Here is a 17,852-nt window from a genome sequence, read left to right as displayed (position 1 = left end):
ATCCTGTGGCGTGCGACTGTTCGGCGTCTGGTATGTCGGGTTCTGGTGGTCACAGCGCGCAGGAAGTAGATCAACATCGACAGCGGGACGTCGCACCGCGCCTCCCACATCGTGGGCAACGGTGTCCGATGACGTCACGTTGATCACCCGGTTCGCCCGCGGATTGGATCCCTATTAGGTTGGGTACGCACGGACTACTTACCCGCGTCAACCTCAAGGAGGGGCGATGGCTCTGTACGAGCTCCCTGACCTGGACTACGACTACGGCGCGCTCGAGCCGCACATCTCCGGCGAGATCAACGAGCTGCACCACAGCAAGCACCACGCGACCTACGTCAAGGGCGCGAACGACACGATGGAGAAGCTCGCGGCCGCGCGTGACTCGGGCGACTTCGGCGCCATCGTCGGCCTCGAGACCACCCTGGCGTTCAACCTCGCAGGCCACGCCAACCACGTGGTGTGGTGGAAGATCCTGTCCCCGAACGGCGGCGACAAGCCGACCGGCGAACTGGCCGCGGCGATCGACGACAGCTTCGGCTCATGGGACAAGTTCGTGGCGCACTACAACGCGGTCGCCACCACCATCCAGGGCAACGGCTGGACGGCGCTGTCCTGGGACCCGATCGCCAAGAAGCTGATCATCCAGCAGCTGCGCGACCACCACAACAACATGGCGCTGCCCACGGTGCCGATCATGATGACGGACATGTGGGAGCACGCGTTCTACCTGCAGTACAAGAACGTGAAGCCGGACTATGTCAAGGCACTGTGGAACGTCTACGACTGGGCGGAGATCGGCAAGCGCTTCGACAACGCCGTCGCAGGCGGAAACGGCCTGCTGCTGAGCTGAGGCTCGCTCTCGCTGCAGTAGAAGGGCGTCGTCGCATCACATAGTGGTGTGACGACGCCCTTCACAACGTTCTGGGGCTCAAGGAGTCCTTCCTGACACCAGACGTGCCCAAGAAGCCCTTCACGACACAGCACGCTTGACTTCGAGTGCACTCGAAGTGTCACGCTCGAGCGCGTGGACGACACCAAGATCGACGCCTACCTCGCGCGGATCGGCGCACGCCGGCCGTCCGCCGCGACTCCGGACACCCTGCGCGAACTGCACGAACGACATCTGAACGCGGTGCCGTTCGAGAATCTCGCCATCCATCTCGGTGAACCCATCTCGCTCGCCGCGGACGCCCTCCACGACAAGATCGTTCGCCGCCGCAGGGGCGGGTTCTGCTATGAGCTGAACGGCGCGTTCGCCCTGCTGCTGCGCGCGCTCGGTTTCGACGTCTCCCTGCTCGCGGCCAAGGTGTACCGCGATGACGGCACGCTCGGCCCACCGTTCGACCACCTCGCATTGCGGGTCGACTGCGGCGAATCGTGGCTGGTCGACGTCGGATTCGGCCGCCACACCCGGCACCCGTTGCGACTGGCCAGCGACGCGCCGCAGCGCGATCCCGAGGGTGTATTCCGGGTGGCCGACGCGCCGGACGGCGACAGCGACGTCTACGCGGGCGACAAACCGGTGTATCGCCTCGAACCACGTCCGCGCGAGCTGCGCGACTTCGGCCCGACGTGCTGGTGGCAATCGACGTCGCCCGAGAGCCACTTCACCCGGTCGGTGACGTGCTCGCTGCCGACGGCGTCCGGCAGGGTCACCCTCAGCGGCAACCGGCTGGTGGAGACGATCGACGGCGAGCGGAAGGAGACCACGCTGGCCAGCAATGCTGAGATCCTGGCCACATACCAGTCGCGGTTCGGCATCCACCTTGATCAAGTGCCGCGCGTGGACACGTAATCTACGCGCGACGAGGCCCGTGGCGCTTGCTCCGCCACGGGCCTCGTCTGTTCCCGAACTGACTGCCGCTCCCACCACGAAGCGGACGTTGATTAGGTTAGCCTAACCTGCCTCCACCGCGCAAGTGGGGCGCTTTATCGTCCCGCCATCCGCTCGATGATCTCGGCGGCTTGACTGAGAGTCTCGCGCTCGTCTGACGACAGTTTCGCCAGCCGCTCGTCCAGCCATGCCTCCCGCGCCGAGATCGTGGCCTCGACGTACTCCCTGCCCGGCTCACTCAGCTCGACGATCGCCTGCCTGCCGTCGGTCGGGTGCGCGTGCCGCTCGACGTAGCCGAGCCGCTCCAGCGCGGCGATCACCCTGGTCATCGATGGCGGCTGCACGCCCTCTTTCGCGGCGAGTCTGCCGGGCGTCAGTGCGCCGCATTTGTGCAACGTGGACATGGCCGACAGTTGCGTCAATGACACGCTCGACTGCGGATGCTGCGCGCGTAGCCGACGATTGAGCCTCACGACCGCAAGCCGCAACTGGCTGGCGAGGGTGCGTTCATGCGCCGCTTGTGCCATTCGGTCAGCCTACCGAGCGGCGGCGGTAAACTTGACGACCGTGACCAACGTGCCAGACGATGCGACGCCAGCCATGCCACCGGAGCTGCCCAAGCCGCTGGTCGACCTCACCCCTGCGGTGTTGATCGCGACGTCGCTGTGGGCGATCGCGCTGGTCACGCTCGTGGTGCTGACCGTCTGGTTCGACTACGACACCGATATCTGGCTCCGCACGGCCATCGCGGGCCTCGCCCTCGGCGGCGTGGGGCTGAGCATCATCGGCTGGCAACGCCGTGCCTCCCGCAGCGGATCCCGAGGTGCCCAACGGGGGTTGTGACGCCGTGTCCCCCATTCCCGACGCCGTGTTCCCCGTTCCCGGCACCGCGTCAGGCGAACAGCGTCGTCGCGGTGGGGTCGGCAAGGAGCGCGGCGATGAGGTGGCGTAGGTCCCAACGCCCCGCGGCGTAAGCGAAGGCGCGGGCGAGGCCGGATTCGGTGTCGTCGGCGTGGACCATGCCGTCGTCGACCCACCAGAGCGCGGCCGCCGTGGCAGCGTCGCCGCCCGAGCCGGACCTCGGAGCGCTCTGACCAGCCGCGTCGCTCTCCAGCCGCACCTCGAGACCTGGGTGCACACTGACGCCACCCTCGGGGACGTCGATGCCCAGTAGTTCCGCGATGACGCACACCGCGCTCAGCTCCGACCAGCCGACCAGTTCGCCCTGGGATACCACCGTGCCCGCCGCCCGCTCGCTGGCCTGCGGGATGTCGAGCACATCGGCGAGCGCTCCCGCCGCCGCGACGGTGTCCGCCGCGACCAGCGCCGCCGGATCCACCACGCCCAGCAGCCACGGCGCGTCCAGCGCACCCACCGCGTCGGCGTCGGCAACGCTGCCGTCCAGCGCCCGCACGGCGTCCGGCGGCGTAACAGCGGCGGCGGACTCCGCTGGCAGGGCGGCTAGCGCGGCGTGCGCCCGCAGCACGACGCCCTGCCGCAGCTCGCGCGACGAGTCAGCCAGCCGGTCGAGCAGATCCTCGGCCGCCTCGGCATCGGTGACGTCGATGGTGTCCCGCACCCCGGCCGCGACCAGCACGTCCCGGCTCAGCCCCAGGTCCGGCACAACGTCGTAGAGTCCAGCGAGCGCGTCACAGTCCGGCAGCCGCCAGTGATTCGGTGACTGGCCGTCAAGGAGCGCGAACCGGGCCAACCACCATCCGGTGTGCCCGCCCGGCGCGGTCACGGCCTGCCACGTCTCGCGCTCCGCGGCGAGCAACCGAAGCGCGGCGGGCCAGGCGTCGTCGTCGACCAGGTCCAGATCGCGCACCGCGACCAGCGACGCGGGCTGCTCGGACCGCGCGTCCCACCATTCCTGCTCGTCCGGCAGGGCGTGGTCGGGCTCGACCGGCTCTTGGTCGTCGATCACGGCGAACGTATCGAGCACGCCGACCGCGCACAGGGTCTCCGCTGGCCACCGGGCGGCGAAGTCCTTGTCGACGACGTCGAGTGCGGCGTCGTCACCGATCGCGTCGTCCGCGAGGACGTCGAGCAGCGACGAGGAAGGCAGCACCAGCTCGTCGGCCCGCCGCCAGCCACCGTCGGCGGCGGGCAGCGCGAGCGCACCGAGCCACCCGGAGGGATCACTGCCGGAACCGCCGGAAACCAACAGCAGTACCAGCCGCACCAGCGGCCCGACGTCCATGCCAGCCGAGGCGTCAGGAACGCTGCGCTCCACCGCCGCTCGCAACGCGGACGCCGCCAGCAGCCCCTGCGTGTCGACGACGTCCGCGCCGAGCCGCCGCAGCAGCGGATGCGCGGCGTTCGGATCGGCGACGTGCAGGCCAACGACGTCCGCCTCGGCGAGCAGCTCAAGCAGTTCCGGCGTGGCGAGCTCCGGCAGCAGCACGCCACGCACGCCGGTCACCAGCCGGCCGTCGATCAGCGGCACCGGCAGCCCGGACAGCGCGTCCGCGCTCACGGCGTGGGCGTCGAGCGCGACGGTGAGCACGTCGTACAGCCCGCACCACCAGCTCGCGGACCGTGTGATCCCCGCGAGGCCGTCCACCGCGTTGGCCACGGTGAGCGTCGCGGCACCCAGCGGCGCCAGCGTCCTGAGCGCGGCAGGCCCCACCGGTGCGGCCAGATCGGGGAGCACCTCCCCGAGCAACGCGCCGAGTTCCGGCTGGTCGACGTCGAGCACGCGCGCCCCGGAACCGGACAACTCCCCGCCACCGGCGCGCGGCAGCCAGACGGATGTCCGCAGGCGTTCGGTGATCAGCTCGCGCAGCATGCCGTCCACATCGGAGGCAGGGAAGCCGGACGGTGGGACAAGCGCGAGTCGCTGATCAGCCGGAACGGTTCGCACCAGGTCCACATAGGAATCGGCAGCGGCGGCGAGCACGGCGGACACCGCCGGACCGGCGAGCACCCGCCGACGCGACGGTTCGACCGGCACCGAGGCGATCAGCCGCGCGGGCACCGTCAACCGTTCGTCGGTGGCGGTCGGGGCGTGCAGGACATCGCGCTCAAGCGGCTCGGGCACGCCATCGGCATCCACCGGCAGCGCCCACAGTGCCGTCCATCGAGGCACCGCCTCGATACCCAGCGTCGCCAGCTGTTCGGCGGTGAACTCCCCGCTCGACTCGTGTACCAGCCACCGCCGCACCGGCTCGTCGTCGCGCGCGATCTCCACCACGTCGGCGCCGGAGCGCGTCCACACCGCGCCGGGCAGCTCGATCCGCGTCAGCACGGGCAGAGTGAGCAGGACGTCGTCGATCTCGGCGGCGAGCTCGGCCAGCAGCGCGTCGACGTCGACATCTGGACGCAGCGGCAGCCGCACCTCAGTGTCGAAGCCCGCAGGCGGGGCCTCGTCGATCGGCCACGGCAGCCGCAACACCGGCACCGCGCCGTCCCGTCGCCCAAGCTGGTCAGTCAGCTCCGGTAATTCCGCGACGACGGATCGGGTCAGTTCCTCGGAGAACGCCACCCCACCGGTACGCGAGACCACCCTTGGCTCGCTCGACACCGCGAGTACGGCGGCAAAGCCAACGCCGAACCGGCCGACGGTCACTCCGCCGCGCTTGGCAGACGCCCGCAACGAGGCGAGCGCGGCGACGCCGTCGGCGTCCAGCGGCGCACCGGTGTTAGCCACCCGCAGCTCACGGCCAGCTCCAGCATCGGGACCGGCCGCCAAACCCGGTCCGGCATCGGACACGTGGTCCACGACCGACACCCGCACCCGGCCAGGCACCCCGGCCAGCGTGGCGGCGTCGGCGGCATTCTGTGCTAGCTCGACGAACAGCCGATCGGCGTAGCCGCCGATGCGCAGATCTTCCTCGGAGTTGGCGTCCTCGGTGAACCTGGTCGGCGACGCTCGCCACGCCTGAACGACGGCATCGCGCAGCGCGGTGGTCTCGAACGGGTCAGCCGTCACCGGGAGCGCTCGCGCTGGCGTGCGGTTCGACGTCCAGCAACGAATCGTCGTAGATCAGGTCCGCGACAGGCACGGGAGCGCTCTTGTCGACCACGATCTCGGAGTGCGCGCCGCAGCCGTACTCGACGTGGACGACGTGGCCGTCCGCGGGCGCGATCTCGTTGCCGCACACCCCGAACGCCGCGCTCAACGAGCCGGAGATCGGCAGGTAGAACCCGCAGGTCCCGCACGGTTCGCGCACGCTGCGCGCCATGTCGGAGCGGGGCCCGAACTCACCGGAACGCCACCGGGCGGCCGCGTCGAGCCGTCCGGTCCGCGACATGACCTGCCTGCGGCCGAGGCCGATGTCCATCGCGACGTCCTCGACAGCGGGGTCGTCGCTTTCCAGGTAGGCGGGCACGAGGCGCTCGTCGTCTGGCTCCGGCGGGAAGATGTCGCCGATGCCGAGATCGCCGGGGCGCACCCGGCGCTCCCACGGCACCCACTCCTTCGCGATCAGCGCATCATCGCCAGGGCGCAGCAGCACTTCGCTGATGGTGACGGGGAAATCCCCGCCAGCCGTCGCGACGGTGACCTCCCAGCGCCAGCCTCGGTAACCAGGCACCTCCGCATGAAACAGATGGGTGACACAGTCCTGGTTTTCTGGCGTTACGCCGATATGCTCACCCACGGCGGAGCCCGGGTCGTAACCGCGGTCAGCGGCCTCGTCGCGGGCGACCGAGCGCGACAGCTCGACCGCGTCAACCAGCTCAGGCGCTGGTTGCGGCTGCGCGGTCTCGGTTGCGGTCGACGTCGAGCTCATAGTGTCGAGAATAAACGCAGGCTCTGCAGAGAGGCGTGGCTGGTGCGTAGCGGACTCTTCATGATCGGGACCCGGCTCATCGTGAGCATGCTGCTCGCCTGGGTTGCCCTCGCCGGATGCGGTGCCAGCGGGGAGCCGGCGACCAGCACGAAAACCAATAGTGAGACCGGGATAGTTGCGCCGCAACCGCCCGAGCGCTTGCGTGCGCAGGTCCTGGAGACGCTTCCACATGACACAAACGCTTTCACACAGGGATATGAGATCGCACACGGCGTCCTATATGAGAGTACGGGCCGCGTCGGCAGGTCCTGGGTGCGGGCGGTGGACATCACGACGGGTAAGGAAACGGCCAGGGTCGCGCTGCCGCCGCCGCTGTTCGGTGAGGGCATCACGGTGGTCGAAGATTCACTCTGGCAGGTGACGTGGCAGAACGGTGTCGCCATCCGCCGCGATGCCGACACCCTCGCTGAGCGGGACCGCGTCGAGTACTCCGGCGAGGGCTGGGGGCTGTGCCACCAGCCCGAGCAGGAACGCCTGGTGATGAGCGACGGCTCGGACACGCTGACGTTCCGCGACCCAGAGACATTCGCCGAGATCGGGTCGGTCCGGGTGCGTTCGAGCGGCGAGCGGGTCGACCGGCTCAACGAGCTGGAGTGCGTCAACGGCACGGTGTACGCGAACGTGTGGCAGACCGACACGATCCTGCGCATCGACGTCGCCGACGGCGCGGTCACCGGCCGCATCGATGCGTCTGGTCTGCTCGAACCGTCCGAGCAGGCGACGGCGGACGTCCTGAACGGCATCGCCGCGATTCCCGGCAGCGAGTACTTTTTCCTCACCGGCAAGCTGTGGCCGAAGACCTTCCGAGTGCGGTTCGTGCCGCAACCGTGACGTGCCGCGACCGGTGTGCCCGCGGCCCGCTCGGATAGTGCAGGATTGAAGAGTGGTCGGTCCCGGTTCGGATGACAGGTCCGGTTCGCCGAATTTTGGCGACCGGTCACGTCGCGCTGGCAGGAAATCGACCAGAAAGTGGGTTCCAGAACGGAATCGGAACCCACCCCCTCCGCGCGCTGGCAGGGACCGCGTCGCGCCTGAGCGGCAGGAGCCGCCGCAGCGCCGGGTGACCGCCGACGAAGCCCGCACCGTCGACCTGCGCAGGGAGCAGGCCCCGCCGCGTCCCCGTGGCGCGCCGGACGAACCGGGGGCACGGGGCTTCGACCGGTACGGCACCGATGGCCATATCCGCAGGCCAGGCGAGTGGCGCGCGGACCGTCCGCCGCTACCGGACGACGGGCACGGACCACCGCCAGAACCGAACGCACCGCCACCGCCTGGCCAGCGCGTGCCGAAGAAACTCACCGTCACCAGGGTCGCCGCGCTGCGCGGCAGGGAGCTGTCCGGACGTGCGGTAGGTGCCTTCCACCGCGTGCACAAGGCGGATGGCGCCGACAAGTCCGGGCTGACTTCGCTCAGCTACGCACTCATGCTCAACTACGCCAGCGACGCCGCGCTCGCCGTCGCGCTGGCCAACACGCTGTTCTTCTCGGCGGCCAGCGCGGAGAGCCGCGGCAAGGTGGCGCTGTACCTGCTGGTCACGCTCGCGCCGTTCGCACTGATCGCGCCGCTGATCGGACCGGCGCTCGACCGGGTCCAGGCGGGCCGCAGGCTGGCGATGTCGGCGGCATCGGCCGGTCAGGCGCTGATGTGTGTGATCATCGCCGTCTACTTCGACACCTGGGCGTTGTATCCGGCCGCGCTGGGCAAGATGGTGCTCTCGAAGTCGTTCATGGTGCTCAAATCGGCAGTGACGCCGAGAGTGGTGCCGCCAGACATCACGCTGTCCAAGACCAACGCGCGACTGACGGTGTTCGGACTCGCGGCGGGCGGCGTCGGTGGCGCGTTCGCGAGCCTGTTCAGCTGGCTGGCCGACTCGCCTGGCGCGCTGCTGTTCGCCGCGGCGATCTGCGGTGTCGGCGCGGTGCAGGCGATGCGCATCCCCGGCTGGGTGGAACGCACCGAAGGCGAGATCCCCGCGACGCTGCACACCCAGCCACTGCGGAAACGACCGAAACAGCCCATCGGGCGTGGTGTCACTCTCGCGCTGTGGGGCAACGGCACCGTCCGGCTGCTGACCGGGTTCCTGATGCTGTTCGCGGCGTTCGCGGTGAAGGCGGGCACCGAGGCGAACGAGCAGCAGGGCCCGCTCTTCCAGTTGCTGCTACTCGGCATCATCGGCGGCGCGGCAGGGCTCGGCGGGTTCCTCGGCAACGCCCTTGGGTCAAGGCTGCACCTCGGCAGACCAGACCAGGTGATCATCGCCGCGCTGAGCGCCGCGGTCACCTCGACGGTGCTCGCCACGATCCTGCCCGGCGTGCCGACGGCGGCGATCGTCGGACTCGTCGGCGCGATCGCCAGCGCGCTCGCCAAGATCAGCCTGGACGCCGTGATCCAGCACGACCTCCCCGAGCAGTCGCGCGCGTCAGCGTTCGGCCGCTCGGAGACTGTGTTGCAGCTCGCATGGTGCTCCGGCGGCGCGATCGGCCTGCTGCTACCGCCGACATACTGGATCGGATTCCTCGTCGTGTCGCTGCTGCTCGCGTTCGGCCTCACCCAGACGGTGCTCGTGCAGCGCGGCCAGTCGCTGCTGCCGAGCACAGACGCACTGCGGCAGTTCGGGCAGCGGGCACAGGCGGGCATCCCGCGCCGCACGCGCACGCGGCGCGGCTCCGAGCGGAACAGGTGATCATGTCAGCCAGGAAAGCACTGGGCGTGTTGCTTGGCGCGCTCGCGCTGCTCGCGACGTCGTGCGCCGAGGCAGGGCCGCCCGAGGTGTCGATCTACGCAGACGGCGAGTACACGCGCGTAGCGCCGCTGAAGTACTGCGACGTCCTGATCAGCGACTGCCAGTCGGCGGCTGACGCGCAAGCCACGCTGCCGATCCGGCCGGGCGAGCCGGTGCAAGTCTCGGTGCCCGCCGAGATCGCGGAAGCGCCATGGCTGGTCAACGTCCAGGGCGTCGCCGCGGATGGCACATTACTGCCGGTGCGGCAGGAATTCTTCTCGCCAGGCGAGTCGTACGCCTACACCGCGCGGCCAACCAGCCCCGGCGAGCGGCTGCTCGTCGTCGAGGTGCTGCAGCTCGGCGGGGCCTACGCGGGCGGCGAGGACGGCAAGCCGATCACCGACTCCGAGGGCAATCCGCAGCTGCTCGCACGAGGCTGGTGGAGCGTCGGACTCGCGGCCCGCTGAAGGCTCGCCCAAGGCTTGGCTGACTCCTCGCCGCCAGGGCTCAGCTCACGCTCCCGCGGCTTACGGGTCGAGGTCGCGGGCGACCGCGCGCAGCACCTCCGCGATGCTCTTGCCGTGCTTGCGGTCCGGGTACCGACCCTTGCGCAGCTCCGGCTGCACCCGGGCCTCAAGCAGCTTGATCATGTCCTCGACCATGCCGTGCAACTGCTCAGCGGGACGGCGACGCGCTTCGGCGACAGACGGCGGCGGGTCGAGCAACCGCACCGAGAGCGCCTGCGGGCCGCGCCTGCCGTCGGCGACGCCGAACTCCAGCCGTTGACCGGACTTCAGCGCGTCGACGCCTTGCGGCAATGCGGACTTACGGATGTAGACGTCGTCGCCATCATCCTGTGAAACGAACCCGAAGCCCTTCTCCGCGTCGTACCACTTGACCCTGCCGGTCGGCACCGCACTCACCATTCCTTCGCTCTGCTTGCCCGCCGCAAGTCCTACTCTCACGACTAACGCGCCTCGGTGTCCGTCCACCGACGCGCGTCTGATTACAGCCTAGCCGCGTTCCTCACCTAATGCCCACGGTATTCTCGGTAGTCGCTCGGCACGTCACTGACGTTAGCCTCGCTGCAGCGTTCACCGTCCATGGAAGGCTCCCATGTCCCCACGACAATTTTCCGTGAGCCCGTTGCACTTCACGGTGGGGTGCTTCGCCATCGGCATCACTGGCATCCTCGTCGTGCTCGCCCTGTACGCACTCGGCGAGCGCGCCATTCCGGTGTGGTTGACCATGGGATCGGTCGGCTTCACGTCGCTGGGATTCGCCGCCGGACTCGTGCTGCTGTGGCGGGAAGCCCGATCGGAATAGCGTTCCCGGATCTGGCGACGTTACAAACCCCCGTTGTGCTACAACTTCTTGAGCCCCCGCAGTACCCGTTCCATCAACGCGAGATCGGGGCCCGCCGCCGACCCGCTGGTGCGGTGCACCACGACCAGGTCCTCCTCAACCATCGCGCCGAGCAACGTCTTGGCGACGCCGAGCGGCACCGACAGCAGTGCGGCGATCTCGGTCACCGAACGCGGTTGTTCGCATAACTCCAGCACCCTGCGGTGCTCGTCCCGCATAGCCTCACCGGCGCCAGCGACCTGCTCTCGCGCGCTGACCAGGGTCTCGACGGCGAAGTCCAGCGACGACTCGGTGCGCCCACCGGTCCAGACATAGGGACGGACCCAGGAACTGGCATCTTCGTCGTCGAAGTCCTCGTCGTCGAACGCTTCGTCGGGGTCGTCGGTGCCATCGACGTCCGGGGCTAGGGCGGCGGCGACAGGGGTGGGTTCTGCCGCCGGGGTGGGTTCTGCCGCCGGGGTGGGTTCTGCCGCCGGGGTGGGCTCGGCTTCCGGTGACGGCTCGATTTCAGCCGCGCCGCGTTCGGTTTCCGGTGGTGGCTCAGGCTCCGTTGCGGTGTCCCCGGCCGCTGCGGTGGACCAGGCGTCGCCGGACTCGGCTTCAGACGTTGCGACGTCAGCCGCATCGACGTCGGTCTGGCTGTCGGACTCGGCACCCGCAGCGTCGACCTTGGTCGCGGCTTCCGTCTCTGCTTCGGCTTCGCCGTCGCCAGCGTCAGATGTGGCCTCGCTCGACTCAGGTACGGCCACCGCCTCAGCCCCGCCGTCGCCAACCTCAGGTGTGGCCTCACGCTCGTCCTCAGCGGTGTCCGCGTCCGCCTCAGCCCCGCCGTCGCCAACCTCAGGTGCGGCCTCACGCTCGTCCTCAGCGGTGTCCGCGTCCGCCTCGGCAACCTCGGGAGTCGCGGCGACGGCGTCGTTCTCGGGGGACTGACTGGTGTCGACCTCGGCTTCGTTGGCGCTGACGGCATCGGCCGGTTCGGCGGCTCGCTCGCTCGGCTCGGCGGCCTGCGCGACGTTAGTGCCCTTCGCGGCTTCCGAGGATGGGTCCGCACCGCTGCGCTGGTCGTCGCCTTCGGCGTCAACCGGAGTATCCGTCGCGACGTAGCCACCGTCTACGGCATCCGGGTCGGTTACCGGGAACTGCGCGATGAACTCGGCGTGGGCGGCGTCGTCGCTCGGACCGGAGTACGAATCGGTCTCGGTGCCGGTCTTCGTGGCGTCGACCTTGCCCTTGCGTTTGCTCTTGGCCTTGGGCGTAACGGCCGCACCGGCGTCTGGAGTGTCGGACACGGCGTCCTGAGTGCCGGACACAACGTCCTGGGTGTCGGACACAACGTCCTGAGTGTCAGACACAACGTCCTGGGTGTCGGACACAACGTCCTGAGTGCCGGACACAACGTCCTGGGTGCCGGACACAACGTCCTGGGTGCCGGACACGGCGGCGTCCGTGCTCTCCGTCGTCGTCTTCTTCGTCGTCGAGGGGGCCGTTGCGCCCGTGCCGCGTTCGCGGCGGCGCCCACGCCGGGACGATCCACCTCGTGGACTCACCGCGTCACCCTCCTGTGTGGTCGATAAGTACGCCCGATCGGATGAGCGTAGCCATTTGGCTACCATACGTGCCCGCCTGTGTCGATGCAGCCGTGATGTATACGCAGAAACTCGCGCCTCGTTGCGGCACCGTGACACCTCATACCTGATCGGGTGAACTACGGCGCGTAGGCCCGGTGCTCGCCAAACCAGGCGGGGAATTCGTCGAGGCTGGTTAGCACGACGTCGGCGCCCGCGTCGGCCAGTTCGTCCGCGTCGCACGGCCCGCTCGCCACGGCGACAGACACCGCGCCCGCCCGTCGAGCGCCGCGCACGTCCCCGACGTGGTCACCGACATAGATCGACGCGCCGTGTTCGACGAGCGCGGTGGCCTTGGTGTCCGAGAACAGCTCCCCGATCACCGCGTCCACCTCGATACCGAGGGTGCGCAGGTGCAGCTCGGCGCTGGGCTGGTACTTCCCGGTGACAACGATCACCGAGCCGCCCGCGTCCCGCACCGACGCGATGGCGGCGAGCGCACCCGGCATCACGCGGGTCTTTGGCACCACGACGTCCGGATACAGCTGCCGGAATCGGGGCACCAGCTCGGGAATCCGCTGTTCAGGCGCGCCCGCGTTGTGCAATCCGATCGCGAGCGGTGGGCCGAGGCGCGCGGCGAACCCGGCGGCGTCCAGCGGGATCCCGGAGTCGGCTGCCAGCGCATCGATGATCTCGACCATGCCCTCCCTGGGGTCGATCAAGGTCATGTCCAGATCGAATCCGACGCACAAGCTCACGACCGTCCAGCGTAACCGTGCGCGATTCGGGCATGATCGGGTCCATGCGGATGTACATCGTCGATGCCTTTACCGATACGCCGTTCGCGGGCAATCCAGCCGGAGTGGTGCTGCTTGACGCGCCAGCCGACGAAGAGTGGATGCAAGCCGTCGCGGCGGAACTCAAACACTCCGAGACGGCGTTCGTCGAAGCGAACGCGCCGGAACCGAACCCACTCCGGTGGTTCACACCGACAACGGAGGTCGACCTGTGCGGTCACGCGACGCTCGCGACCGCGCACGTGCTCGGCGGATCACGGACGTTCGAGACTCGCAGCGGCATGCTGACCTGCACCGCGACCGGCGACGGTTGGGTGGAGATGGACTTCCCCGCCGATCCCGGCGATCCCGTCGAGGCCGACCCGACGCTGGTCGACGCGCTAGCCGGGGTCGACATCCAGCACGTCGAGCGTGGCGTGTCTGACCTGCTCGTCGTCACGGCGGACGCGGCGCAGGTGCGCACGGTACGGCCCAAGGCATCGCTCGCGGAGCTGCCCGCGCGGGGAGTGATCGTCACCGCGCCATCGGACATCGAGGGCATCGACTTCATCAGCCGCTGCTTCTTCCCCGGCGCCGGGGTGGACGAGGACCCGGTTACCGGCTCGGCGCACTGCACTCTCGCACCGTACTGGGCGCAGCGGCTGGGCAAGCGGGAGCTGGTCGGCAGGCAGGTGTCCGCACGCGGCGGCACCGTCCGGATGACGCTCTCCGGCGATCGGGTGGGACTCACCGGGCGTGCGGTGACGATCGCGCGCGGCGAGTTGTGCGCGTGAGGTGCGCCCGTCAGCCCTCCCAGGGCAGCGGAACCACAAGGCACGGGCCGCCGACGAATAAGCCGCCGTCAACGCCGAGCACCTTGCCGCCCGCGTAGGCCAGCGGGCCTTCGATGTCCATCGGGTGCACACCGAGCTGGTCCGCGATGACGCTGTGGCCGTGCACGATGCGGTCGCCGCCGAGCCGGTCGAGCACCATGTCCGCGACCTCAGGCCCGTCCGGCCCTCGGAAGGCGTACCGGGTGGTCATCCGCCGCCAGACCTCCCACCAGTCCGCGATGTCGTCGCCAGCGAGCACGTCGCGCACGGTGTCGTTGATGTCCGCCACGTCGCTGCCCCACTCGAAATACTCCAGCGTGTCGGAGTGCAGCAGCAGATGATCGGCGGCGTGCGCGAGCGCCGGGCGCGCCATCAGCCAGTCGATGTGCTCGGACGTGAGCGCGTCGATATCGGACTGCTGGCCGCCGTTGAGCGCCCAGCTGCGGTCGAAGCTGCGGTAGCCGTAGTCGGACGGCACCTCGGTGTCGCCGAACTTGTGCACGCCAAGCAGCAGGATCTCGTGGTTGCCGAGCAGCGTCTGCACCTGGCCCCCCGCGTCGGCGGCCTGCCGGTTGAGTCGCATGACAAGGTCGATCACACCGATGCCGTCCGGTCCCCTGTCCACGAAGTCACCGAGAAACCACAGGTGCGTCTCACCAGCAGCCCAGTCGCCAGCCTCGTCGATCAGCCCGGCATCGCGCAGCGCGGCACGCAGCGGATCGACGTGCCCGTGCACGTCGCCCACCACGTACGTCGCTGGCTGAAGAGTCACAGACCAGACGATATGCCCGACATGGTGCTTGCAGCAGTTCAGGGGGCGGGCGAGCGGCGCAGCGCGGGGTGGACGTCGACCGCGGTCGCCTTCACCGACAGCCACACTTGGCTGCCGACGTCGATGCCGAGGTCCGCGATCGCGGCCGGGGTGAGGTCGGCGGCGACACCGGACGTCCAGCTCTGCCCGTCGGCCTTGGTGCGCAATCGCACCACGGTCCCGTGCGGTTCCAGCGCGGCGACGGTGGCGGATGCGGTGTTGCGGGGGCTGCCGTGCGGCTCGTCGTCCGAGGGGAACACCGACACCGCGCGCGGCGAGAACACCGCGACGGCCGGGTCCCCTGCGACGGCGTCACCGGCGAGGACCCCGGTGAGCAGCTGGTCGCTGGTGCGCAACCCGTCCGGGGTCGCCTCGCCCGCGATGAGGTTGAGCCCAGCGATCCGGGCGGTGAACCCGGTGCGTGGCGCGGCGAGCACATCCCTGGTCGGTCCCTGCTCGACGACCCGGCCGTCGGCAAGCACGAGCACGTGGTCCGCGAGGCTGATGGCATCCAGCGGGTCGTGGGTGACGACGACAGCCACCCGGCCCGCACGCCGTTGCCGCAACACGGCACGCAGCGCGGCACGCATGGCGGGTGCGGCGTCGACGTCCAGCGCGGCGAGCGGTTCGTCCAGCAGCAACAGCGCGGGATCGGTCGCGAGTGCCCGCGCCAGCGCGACCCGCTGTGCTTGCCCGCCGGACAGCCGTGCGGGCCGCCGGTCGGCGAACTCAGCGACGCCGATCTCCGCGAGCCAGTGCCGCGCCACCTCCCGCGCCGCCCGCGCGTCGCTGCCACGCGAGCGTGGTCCGAACGCGACGTTGTCCAGCACGCTCAGGTGCGGGAACAGCAGCGGGTCCTGCCGCAGCACGCCAACCTTGCGTGCTGGCGGCGGCAACTCCGCCACTGATCGGCCGTCGATATATATGGACGCGTCGGCGGGCCGCAGCAGCCCGGCGAGACAGTCAAGCAATGTCGACTTGCCAGATCCGTTCGGGCCGAGCACCGCGAGCACCGCGCCGTCGGGGACATCCAGCTCGACGTCAAGCGCGAAGCCGTCCCGCCGCAGCCGCACCGCGGCGCGCAATCCGCTCATGCCCGTACCCCCTCGACCGAGCGCGGCCGCGCGACCACGATGACAACGACCGCGATCACGATGAGCAGCAGCGACAGCGCGACCGCGCTGTCGACGTCCGCATCGGCCTGCGCGTACACCTCGAGCGGCAAGGTGCGGGTGACGCCTTGCAGGCTGCCAGCGAAGGTGATCGTCGCGCCGAACTCGCCAAGCGCCCGCGCGAAGCTCAGCACCACCCCAGACGCCAGCGCGGGCAGCAACAGCGGGCAGGTGACGCGGGTGAACACCGTCGTCGGCCGCGCGCCGAGGGTGGCGGCAACGCGCTCGTAGTCCTCCCCGGTCGCTCGCAACGCACCTTCCACGCTGACGACGAGAAACGGCATCGCGACGAAGGTCTGCGCGATCACGACCGCCGCCGTGGTGAACGGCACCTGGATCCCGGCCGTGACGTCGAGCACGTAGCCGATGTAGCCATTGCGGCCAAGGCTGTAGAGCAGCGCGAACCCGCCGACGACCGGCGGCAGCACCAGCGGCAGCAGCACCACGGCGCGCACCACCCGCACGAACGGGAACGTCGACCGCGCCAGCACTACCGCGAGCGGCACACCGAGCACAACGCACAGCACCGTCGACAGCGCGGCGGTGAGCAGCGACAGCCGAAGCGCGTGCAGCGAAGCGTCCGAGGTCAGCAGGGTTGGCAGTCGCGCGAAGTCAGTGCGCAGCAGCAGCCCTGCGATCGGCAACGTCACCAGCGCGAGCGCGAGCGCGGCGGGGAGCCACAGCACCGAAGGCACCCTGCCTGCCGGGGTGAGGCGGTCGCTAGTCATGGCGCGCCGAACCCCGCATCACGCAGCACGCCGCTGCCCGCGCCCAGCACGAACCGTTGGAACTCGGCGGCCAGCGCGGGCGCATCGGCAAGGGTCGCGATCGGATAGGTGTTGACGACGCCCTCGGCACCGTCGATCTTCACCGCGTCGACGGCGCCCGCCTCGGCCAGCGCGTCGGTGACGTAGACCAGCCCCGCGTCGGCCTCCCCTACTCGCACCTTCGCCAGCACGGCCTTGACGTCGGGCTCCTCGCTGGCGAAGCGCGGCTCGACGTCATGGCCGGCCACCAGTTCGCGCGCCGCATCGCCGCACGGCACCTGCGGCTGACACACGACAGCGGTGACGTCCTCGCGGGCAAGACCGGCGAGACCACCGATGCCCAGCGGGTTGCCCGGCTCGACGGCGATGGTCAGCGTGTTGGTCGCGAATGGCTCCGGCTCCGCGGCGAGCAATCCCGCGCTGGCGACGTCGCGCATGACCTCCGCGTCGGCTGAAGCGAACACGTCGGCGGACGCCCCCTCAGCGAGCTGCTGCGCCAGCCGCGACGAGCCCGCGAAGTGCAGCCGCACGTCGACGTCCGGGTGGTCGGCCTCAAACCGCTGCTCCAGAGTGCTGAAGACCTCGGTGAGCGAGGCGGCGGCGAACACGGTCAGCGTCCGCTCCGCCGATGCCGTGCACCCGGACAGCGCAAGCAGGCCAGCCAGCAGGGTGGCCGTGGCCTTATGCATGGGAGCCGCCCGGCGTCTCGACGACGACGGTGGTGGCCTTGACGACGGCGACGGCCAGTTCGCCCGGCGCGAGACCGAGATCGCGGACGGCTTCCGCGCTCATCAGCGACACCACCCGGTGCGACCCTGCCTGGATCTCGACCTGCGCCATCACCGTGTCCGCGATGACCTTGGTGACCAGGCCGACGAACCGGTTGCGCGCGGAACGCCCCACGGCGGACGGGTCCTCCGCGGCAGCGGCCCGTTCGCGGGCGAATTCCGCGAGCCGAGCGCCATCGATCACCGTGCGACCAGCCGTCTCCGCCAGCGCGGGAAGCTGGCCCGACTTGACCCATCGCCGCACCGTGTCGTCACTGACACCGAGCAGGTCGGCGGCCTCCGAAATTCGAAACTGCGCCACATAAGCCACTGTATCCACGCAGTTGCGGCATGAATAGCCCCGTTTTTACGCGATTGCGACGATGAGCGGGATAGCCGATGGATGGCGGCAGTCACTTTTGTCACCCCTGGCCGTTACCC

19 protein-coding genes are annotated in these 17,852 nt (G+C 69.6%); 8 read left to right on the top strand and 11 right to left on the bottom strand.

Annotated elements, in window-relative coordinates; translation table 11 throughout:
* The first annotated feature begins 226 nt into the window (after positions 1–226).
* Complete coding sequence (locus AMYHA_RS06205; RefSeq protein ID WP_034268873.1) at positions 227–850, top strand: superoxide dismutase; 624 nt, start codon at positions 227–229, stop codon at positions 848–850.
* A gap of 174 nt (positions 851–1,024) precedes the next feature.
* The gene (locus AMYHA_RS06200; protein ID WP_196776847.1) at positions 1,025–1,795 is read left to right on the top strand and encodes an arylamine N-acetyltransferase family protein; all 771 of its coding nucleotides are present in this window, start codon (positions 1,025–1,027) and stop codon (positions 1,793–1,795) included.
* A 134-nt stretch (positions 1,796–1,929) separates the two neighbouring features.
* Here AMYHA_RS06200 and AMYHA_RS06195 read toward each other — a convergent pair whose 3' ends face one another.
* Positions 1,930–2,361: a MarR family winged helix-turn-helix transcriptional regulator gene (locus AMYHA_RS06195; RefSeq protein WP_034268871.1), complete on the bottom strand. Its 432-nt coding sequence runs from the start codon at positions 2,359–2,361 to the stop codon at positions 1,930–1,932.
* A 40-nt stretch (positions 2,362–2,401) separates the two neighbouring features.
* Here AMYHA_RS06195 and AMYHA_RS06190 point away from each other — a divergent pair, with 40 nt between their 5' ends.
* Positions 2,402–2,677, top strand: a complete 276-nt coding sequence (locus AMYHA_RS06190) for a DUF2530 domain-containing protein (protein ID WP_231104641.1) — start codon at positions 2,402–2,404, stop codon at positions 2,675–2,677.
* A 49-nt stretch (positions 2,678–2,726) separates the two neighbouring features.
* Here the strand turns inward: AMYHA_RS06190 and AMYHA_RS06185 are convergent, their stop codons facing one another.
* Together AMYHA_RS06185 and AMYHA_RS06180 are read right to left on the bottom strand one after the other, a co-directional pair.
* Positions 2,727–5,768 (bottom strand): sacsin N-terminal ATP-binding-like domain-containing protein, encoded by a 3,042-nt coding sequence (locus tag AMYHA_RS06185; RefSeq protein ID WP_034268868.1) that lies wholly within the window; start codon positions 5,766–5,768, stop codon positions 2,727–2,729.
* On the bottom strand, positions 5,758–6,570 hold the full coding sequence (locus AMYHA_RS06180) for a DUF3027 domain-containing protein (protein ID WP_034268867.1): 813 nt from the start codon (positions 6,568–6,570) through the stop codon (positions 5,758–5,760). Before AMYHA_RS06180 ends, AMYHA_RS06185 begins: the two co-directional genes overlap by 11 nt.
* A 60-nt stretch (positions 6,571–6,630) precedes the next feature.
* On the opposite strand from AMYHA_RS06180, the gene AMYHA_RS06175 reads away from it, so the two are divergent.
* Genes AMYHA_RS06175 through AMYHA_RS06165 form a run of 3 tightly spaced genes read left to right on the top strand, consistent with a single transcriptional unit; the run spans position 6,631 to position 9,819 of the window.
* Complete coding sequence (locus AMYHA_RS06175) at positions 6,631–7,461, top strand: glutaminyl-peptide cyclotransferase (protein WP_034268864.1); 831 nt, start codon at positions 6,631–6,633, stop codon at positions 7,459–7,461.
* Between the two features lie 52 nt (positions 7,462–7,513).
* Positions 7,514–9,313, top strand: a complete 1,800-nt coding sequence (locus AMYHA_RS06170; protein ID WP_051399593.1) for an MFS transporter — start codon at positions 7,514–7,516, stop codon at positions 9,311–9,313.
* Between the two features lie 2 nt (positions 9,314–9,315).
* Positions 9,316–9,819, top strand: coding sequence for a DUF2771 family protein (locus AMYHA_RS06165; protein ID WP_034268861.1), 504 nt, complete (start codon positions 9,316–9,318; stop codon positions 9,817–9,819).
* 60 nt (positions 9,820–9,879) lie between these two features.
* Here the strand turns inward: AMYHA_RS06165 and AMYHA_RS06160 are convergent, their stop codons facing one another.
* On the bottom strand, positions 9,880–10,266 hold the full coding sequence (locus tag AMYHA_RS06160) for a cold-shock protein (RefSeq protein ID WP_034276090.1): 387 nt from the start codon (positions 10,264–10,266) through the stop codon (positions 9,880–9,882).
* Between the two features lie 202 nt (positions 10,267–10,468).
* Here AMYHA_RS06160 and AMYHA_RS06155 point away from each other — a divergent pair, with 202 nt between their 5' ends.
* Positions 10,469–10,678: a hypothetical protein gene (locus tag AMYHA_RS06155; protein ID WP_157361855.1), complete on the top strand. Its 210-nt coding sequence runs from the start codon at positions 10,469–10,471 to the stop codon at positions 10,676–10,678.
* A 38-nt stretch (positions 10,679–10,716) separates the two neighbouring features.
* Here the strand turns inward: AMYHA_RS06155 and AMYHA_RS25560 are convergent, their stop codons facing one another.
* Both AMYHA_RS25560 and AMYHA_RS06145 read right to left on the bottom strand, forming a co-directional pair.
* Positions 10,717–12,267: a DUF742 domain-containing protein gene (locus AMYHA_RS25560; protein ID WP_157361853.1), complete on the bottom strand. Its 1,551-nt coding sequence runs from the start codon at positions 12,265–12,267 to the stop codon at positions 10,717–10,719.
* A gap of 158 nt (positions 12,268–12,425) precedes the next feature.
* The gene (locus tag AMYHA_RS06145) at positions 12,426–13,043 is read right to left on the bottom strand and encodes an HAD family hydrolase (protein ID WP_157361851.1); all 618 of its coding nucleotides are present in this window, start codon (positions 13,041–13,043) and stop codon (positions 12,426–12,428) included.
* 44 nt (positions 13,044–13,087) lie between these two features.
* On the opposite strand from AMYHA_RS06145, the gene AMYHA_RS06140 reads away from it, so the two are divergent.
* Positions 13,088–13,855, top strand: coding sequence for a PhzF family phenazine biosynthesis protein (locus AMYHA_RS06140; protein ID WP_034276083.1), 768 nt, complete (start codon positions 13,088–13,090; stop codon positions 13,853–13,855).
* A 10-nt stretch (positions 13,856–13,865) separates the two neighbouring features.
* On the opposite strand, the gene AMYHA_RS06135 is transcribed toward AMYHA_RS06140, so the two are convergent.
* Genes AMYHA_RS06135 through AMYHA_RS06115 form a run of 5 tightly spaced genes read right to left on the bottom strand, consistent with a single transcriptional unit; the run spans position 13,866 to position 17,733 of the window.
* Entirely contained in the window at positions 13,866–14,666 is an 801-nt protein-coding gene (locus tag AMYHA_RS06135; protein WP_034268856.1) for a metallophosphoesterase, read from the bottom strand.
* Positions 14,667–14,704: 38 nt separating this feature from the next.
* Positions 14,705–15,799, bottom strand: coding sequence for a sulfate/molybdate ABC transporter ATP-binding protein (locus AMYHA_RS06130; protein ID WP_034268853.1), 1,095 nt, complete (start codon positions 15,797–15,799; stop codon positions 14,705–14,707).
* Entirely contained in the window at positions 15,796–16,605 is an 810-nt protein-coding gene (locus AMYHA_RS06125; protein ID WP_034268850.1) for an ABC transporter permease, read from the bottom strand. Before AMYHA_RS06125 ends, AMYHA_RS06130 begins: the two co-directional genes overlap by 4 nt.
* Entirely contained in the window at positions 16,602–17,333 is a 732-nt protein-coding gene (gene modA, locus AMYHA_RS06120; protein ID WP_034268847.1) for a molybdate ABC transporter substrate-binding protein, read from the bottom strand. Before modA ends, AMYHA_RS06125 begins: the two co-directional genes overlap by 4 nt.
* The gene (locus tag AMYHA_RS06115) at positions 17,326–17,733 is read right to left on the bottom strand and encodes a TOBE domain-containing protein (RefSeq protein WP_034268842.1); all 408 of its coding nucleotides are present in this window, start codon (positions 17,731–17,733) and stop codon (positions 17,326–17,328) included. The genes modA and AMYHA_RS06115 overlap by 8 nt, the downstream gene beginning before the upstream one ends.
* Positions 17,734–17,852: the final 119 nt, after the last annotated feature.

The organism is Haloechinothrix halophila YIM 93223 (genome assembly GCF_000504245.1).
In the GTDB taxonomy this organism is placed as follows: Bacteria; Actinomycetota; Actinomycetes; order Mycobacteriales; family Pseudonocardiaceae; genus Haloechinothrix_A; species Haloechinothrix_A halophila.
The sequence above is the reverse complement of the archived record's forward strand: the minus strand, read 5'-3'. Positions and strand labels throughout refer to the sequence as shown.

Excerpts from the sequence above, each read along its gene's own strand:
- AMYHA_RS06205 (WP_034268873.1), top strand. The coding sequence starts at position 227 with ATGGCTCTGTACGAGCTCCCTGACCTGGACTACGACTACGGCGCGCTC.
- AMYHA_RS06195 (WP_034268871.1), bottom strand. The coding sequence starts at position 2,361 with ATGGCACAAGCGGCGCATGAACGCACCCTCGCCAGCCAGTTGCGGCTT.
- AMYHA_RS06180 (WP_034268867.1), bottom strand. The coding sequence starts at position 6,570 with ATGAGCTCGACGTCGACCGCAACCGAGACCGCGCAGCCGCAACCAGCG.
- AMYHA_RS06175 (WP_034268864.1), top strand. The coding sequence starts at position 6,631 with ATGATCGGGACCCGGCTCATCGTGAGCATGCTGCTCGCCTGGGTTGCC.
- AMYHA_RS06165 (WP_034268861.1), top strand. The coding sequence starts at position 9,316 with ATGTCAGCCAGGAAAGCACTGGGCGTGTTGCTTGGCGCGCTCGCGCTG.
- AMYHA_RS06155 (WP_157361855.1), top strand. The coding sequence starts at position 10,469 with ATGTCCCCACGACAATTTTCCGTGAGCCCGTTGCACTTCACGGTGGGG.
- AMYHA_RS06140 (WP_034276083.1), top strand. The coding sequence starts at position 13,088 with ATGCGGATGTACATCGTCGATGCCTTTACCGATACGCCGTTCGCGGGC.
- AMYHA_RS06130 (WP_034268853.1), bottom strand. The coding sequence starts at position 15,799 with ATGAGCGGATTGCGCGCCGCGGTGCGGCTGCGGCGGGACGGCTTCGCG.
- AMYHA_RS06125 (WP_034268850.1), bottom strand. The coding sequence starts at position 16,605 with ATGACTAGCGACCGCCTCACCCCGGCAGGCAGGGTGCCTTCGGTGCTG.
- modA (WP_034268847.1), bottom strand. The coding sequence starts at position 17,333 with ATGCATAAGGCCACGGCCACCCTGCTGGCTGGCCTGCTTGCGCTGTCC.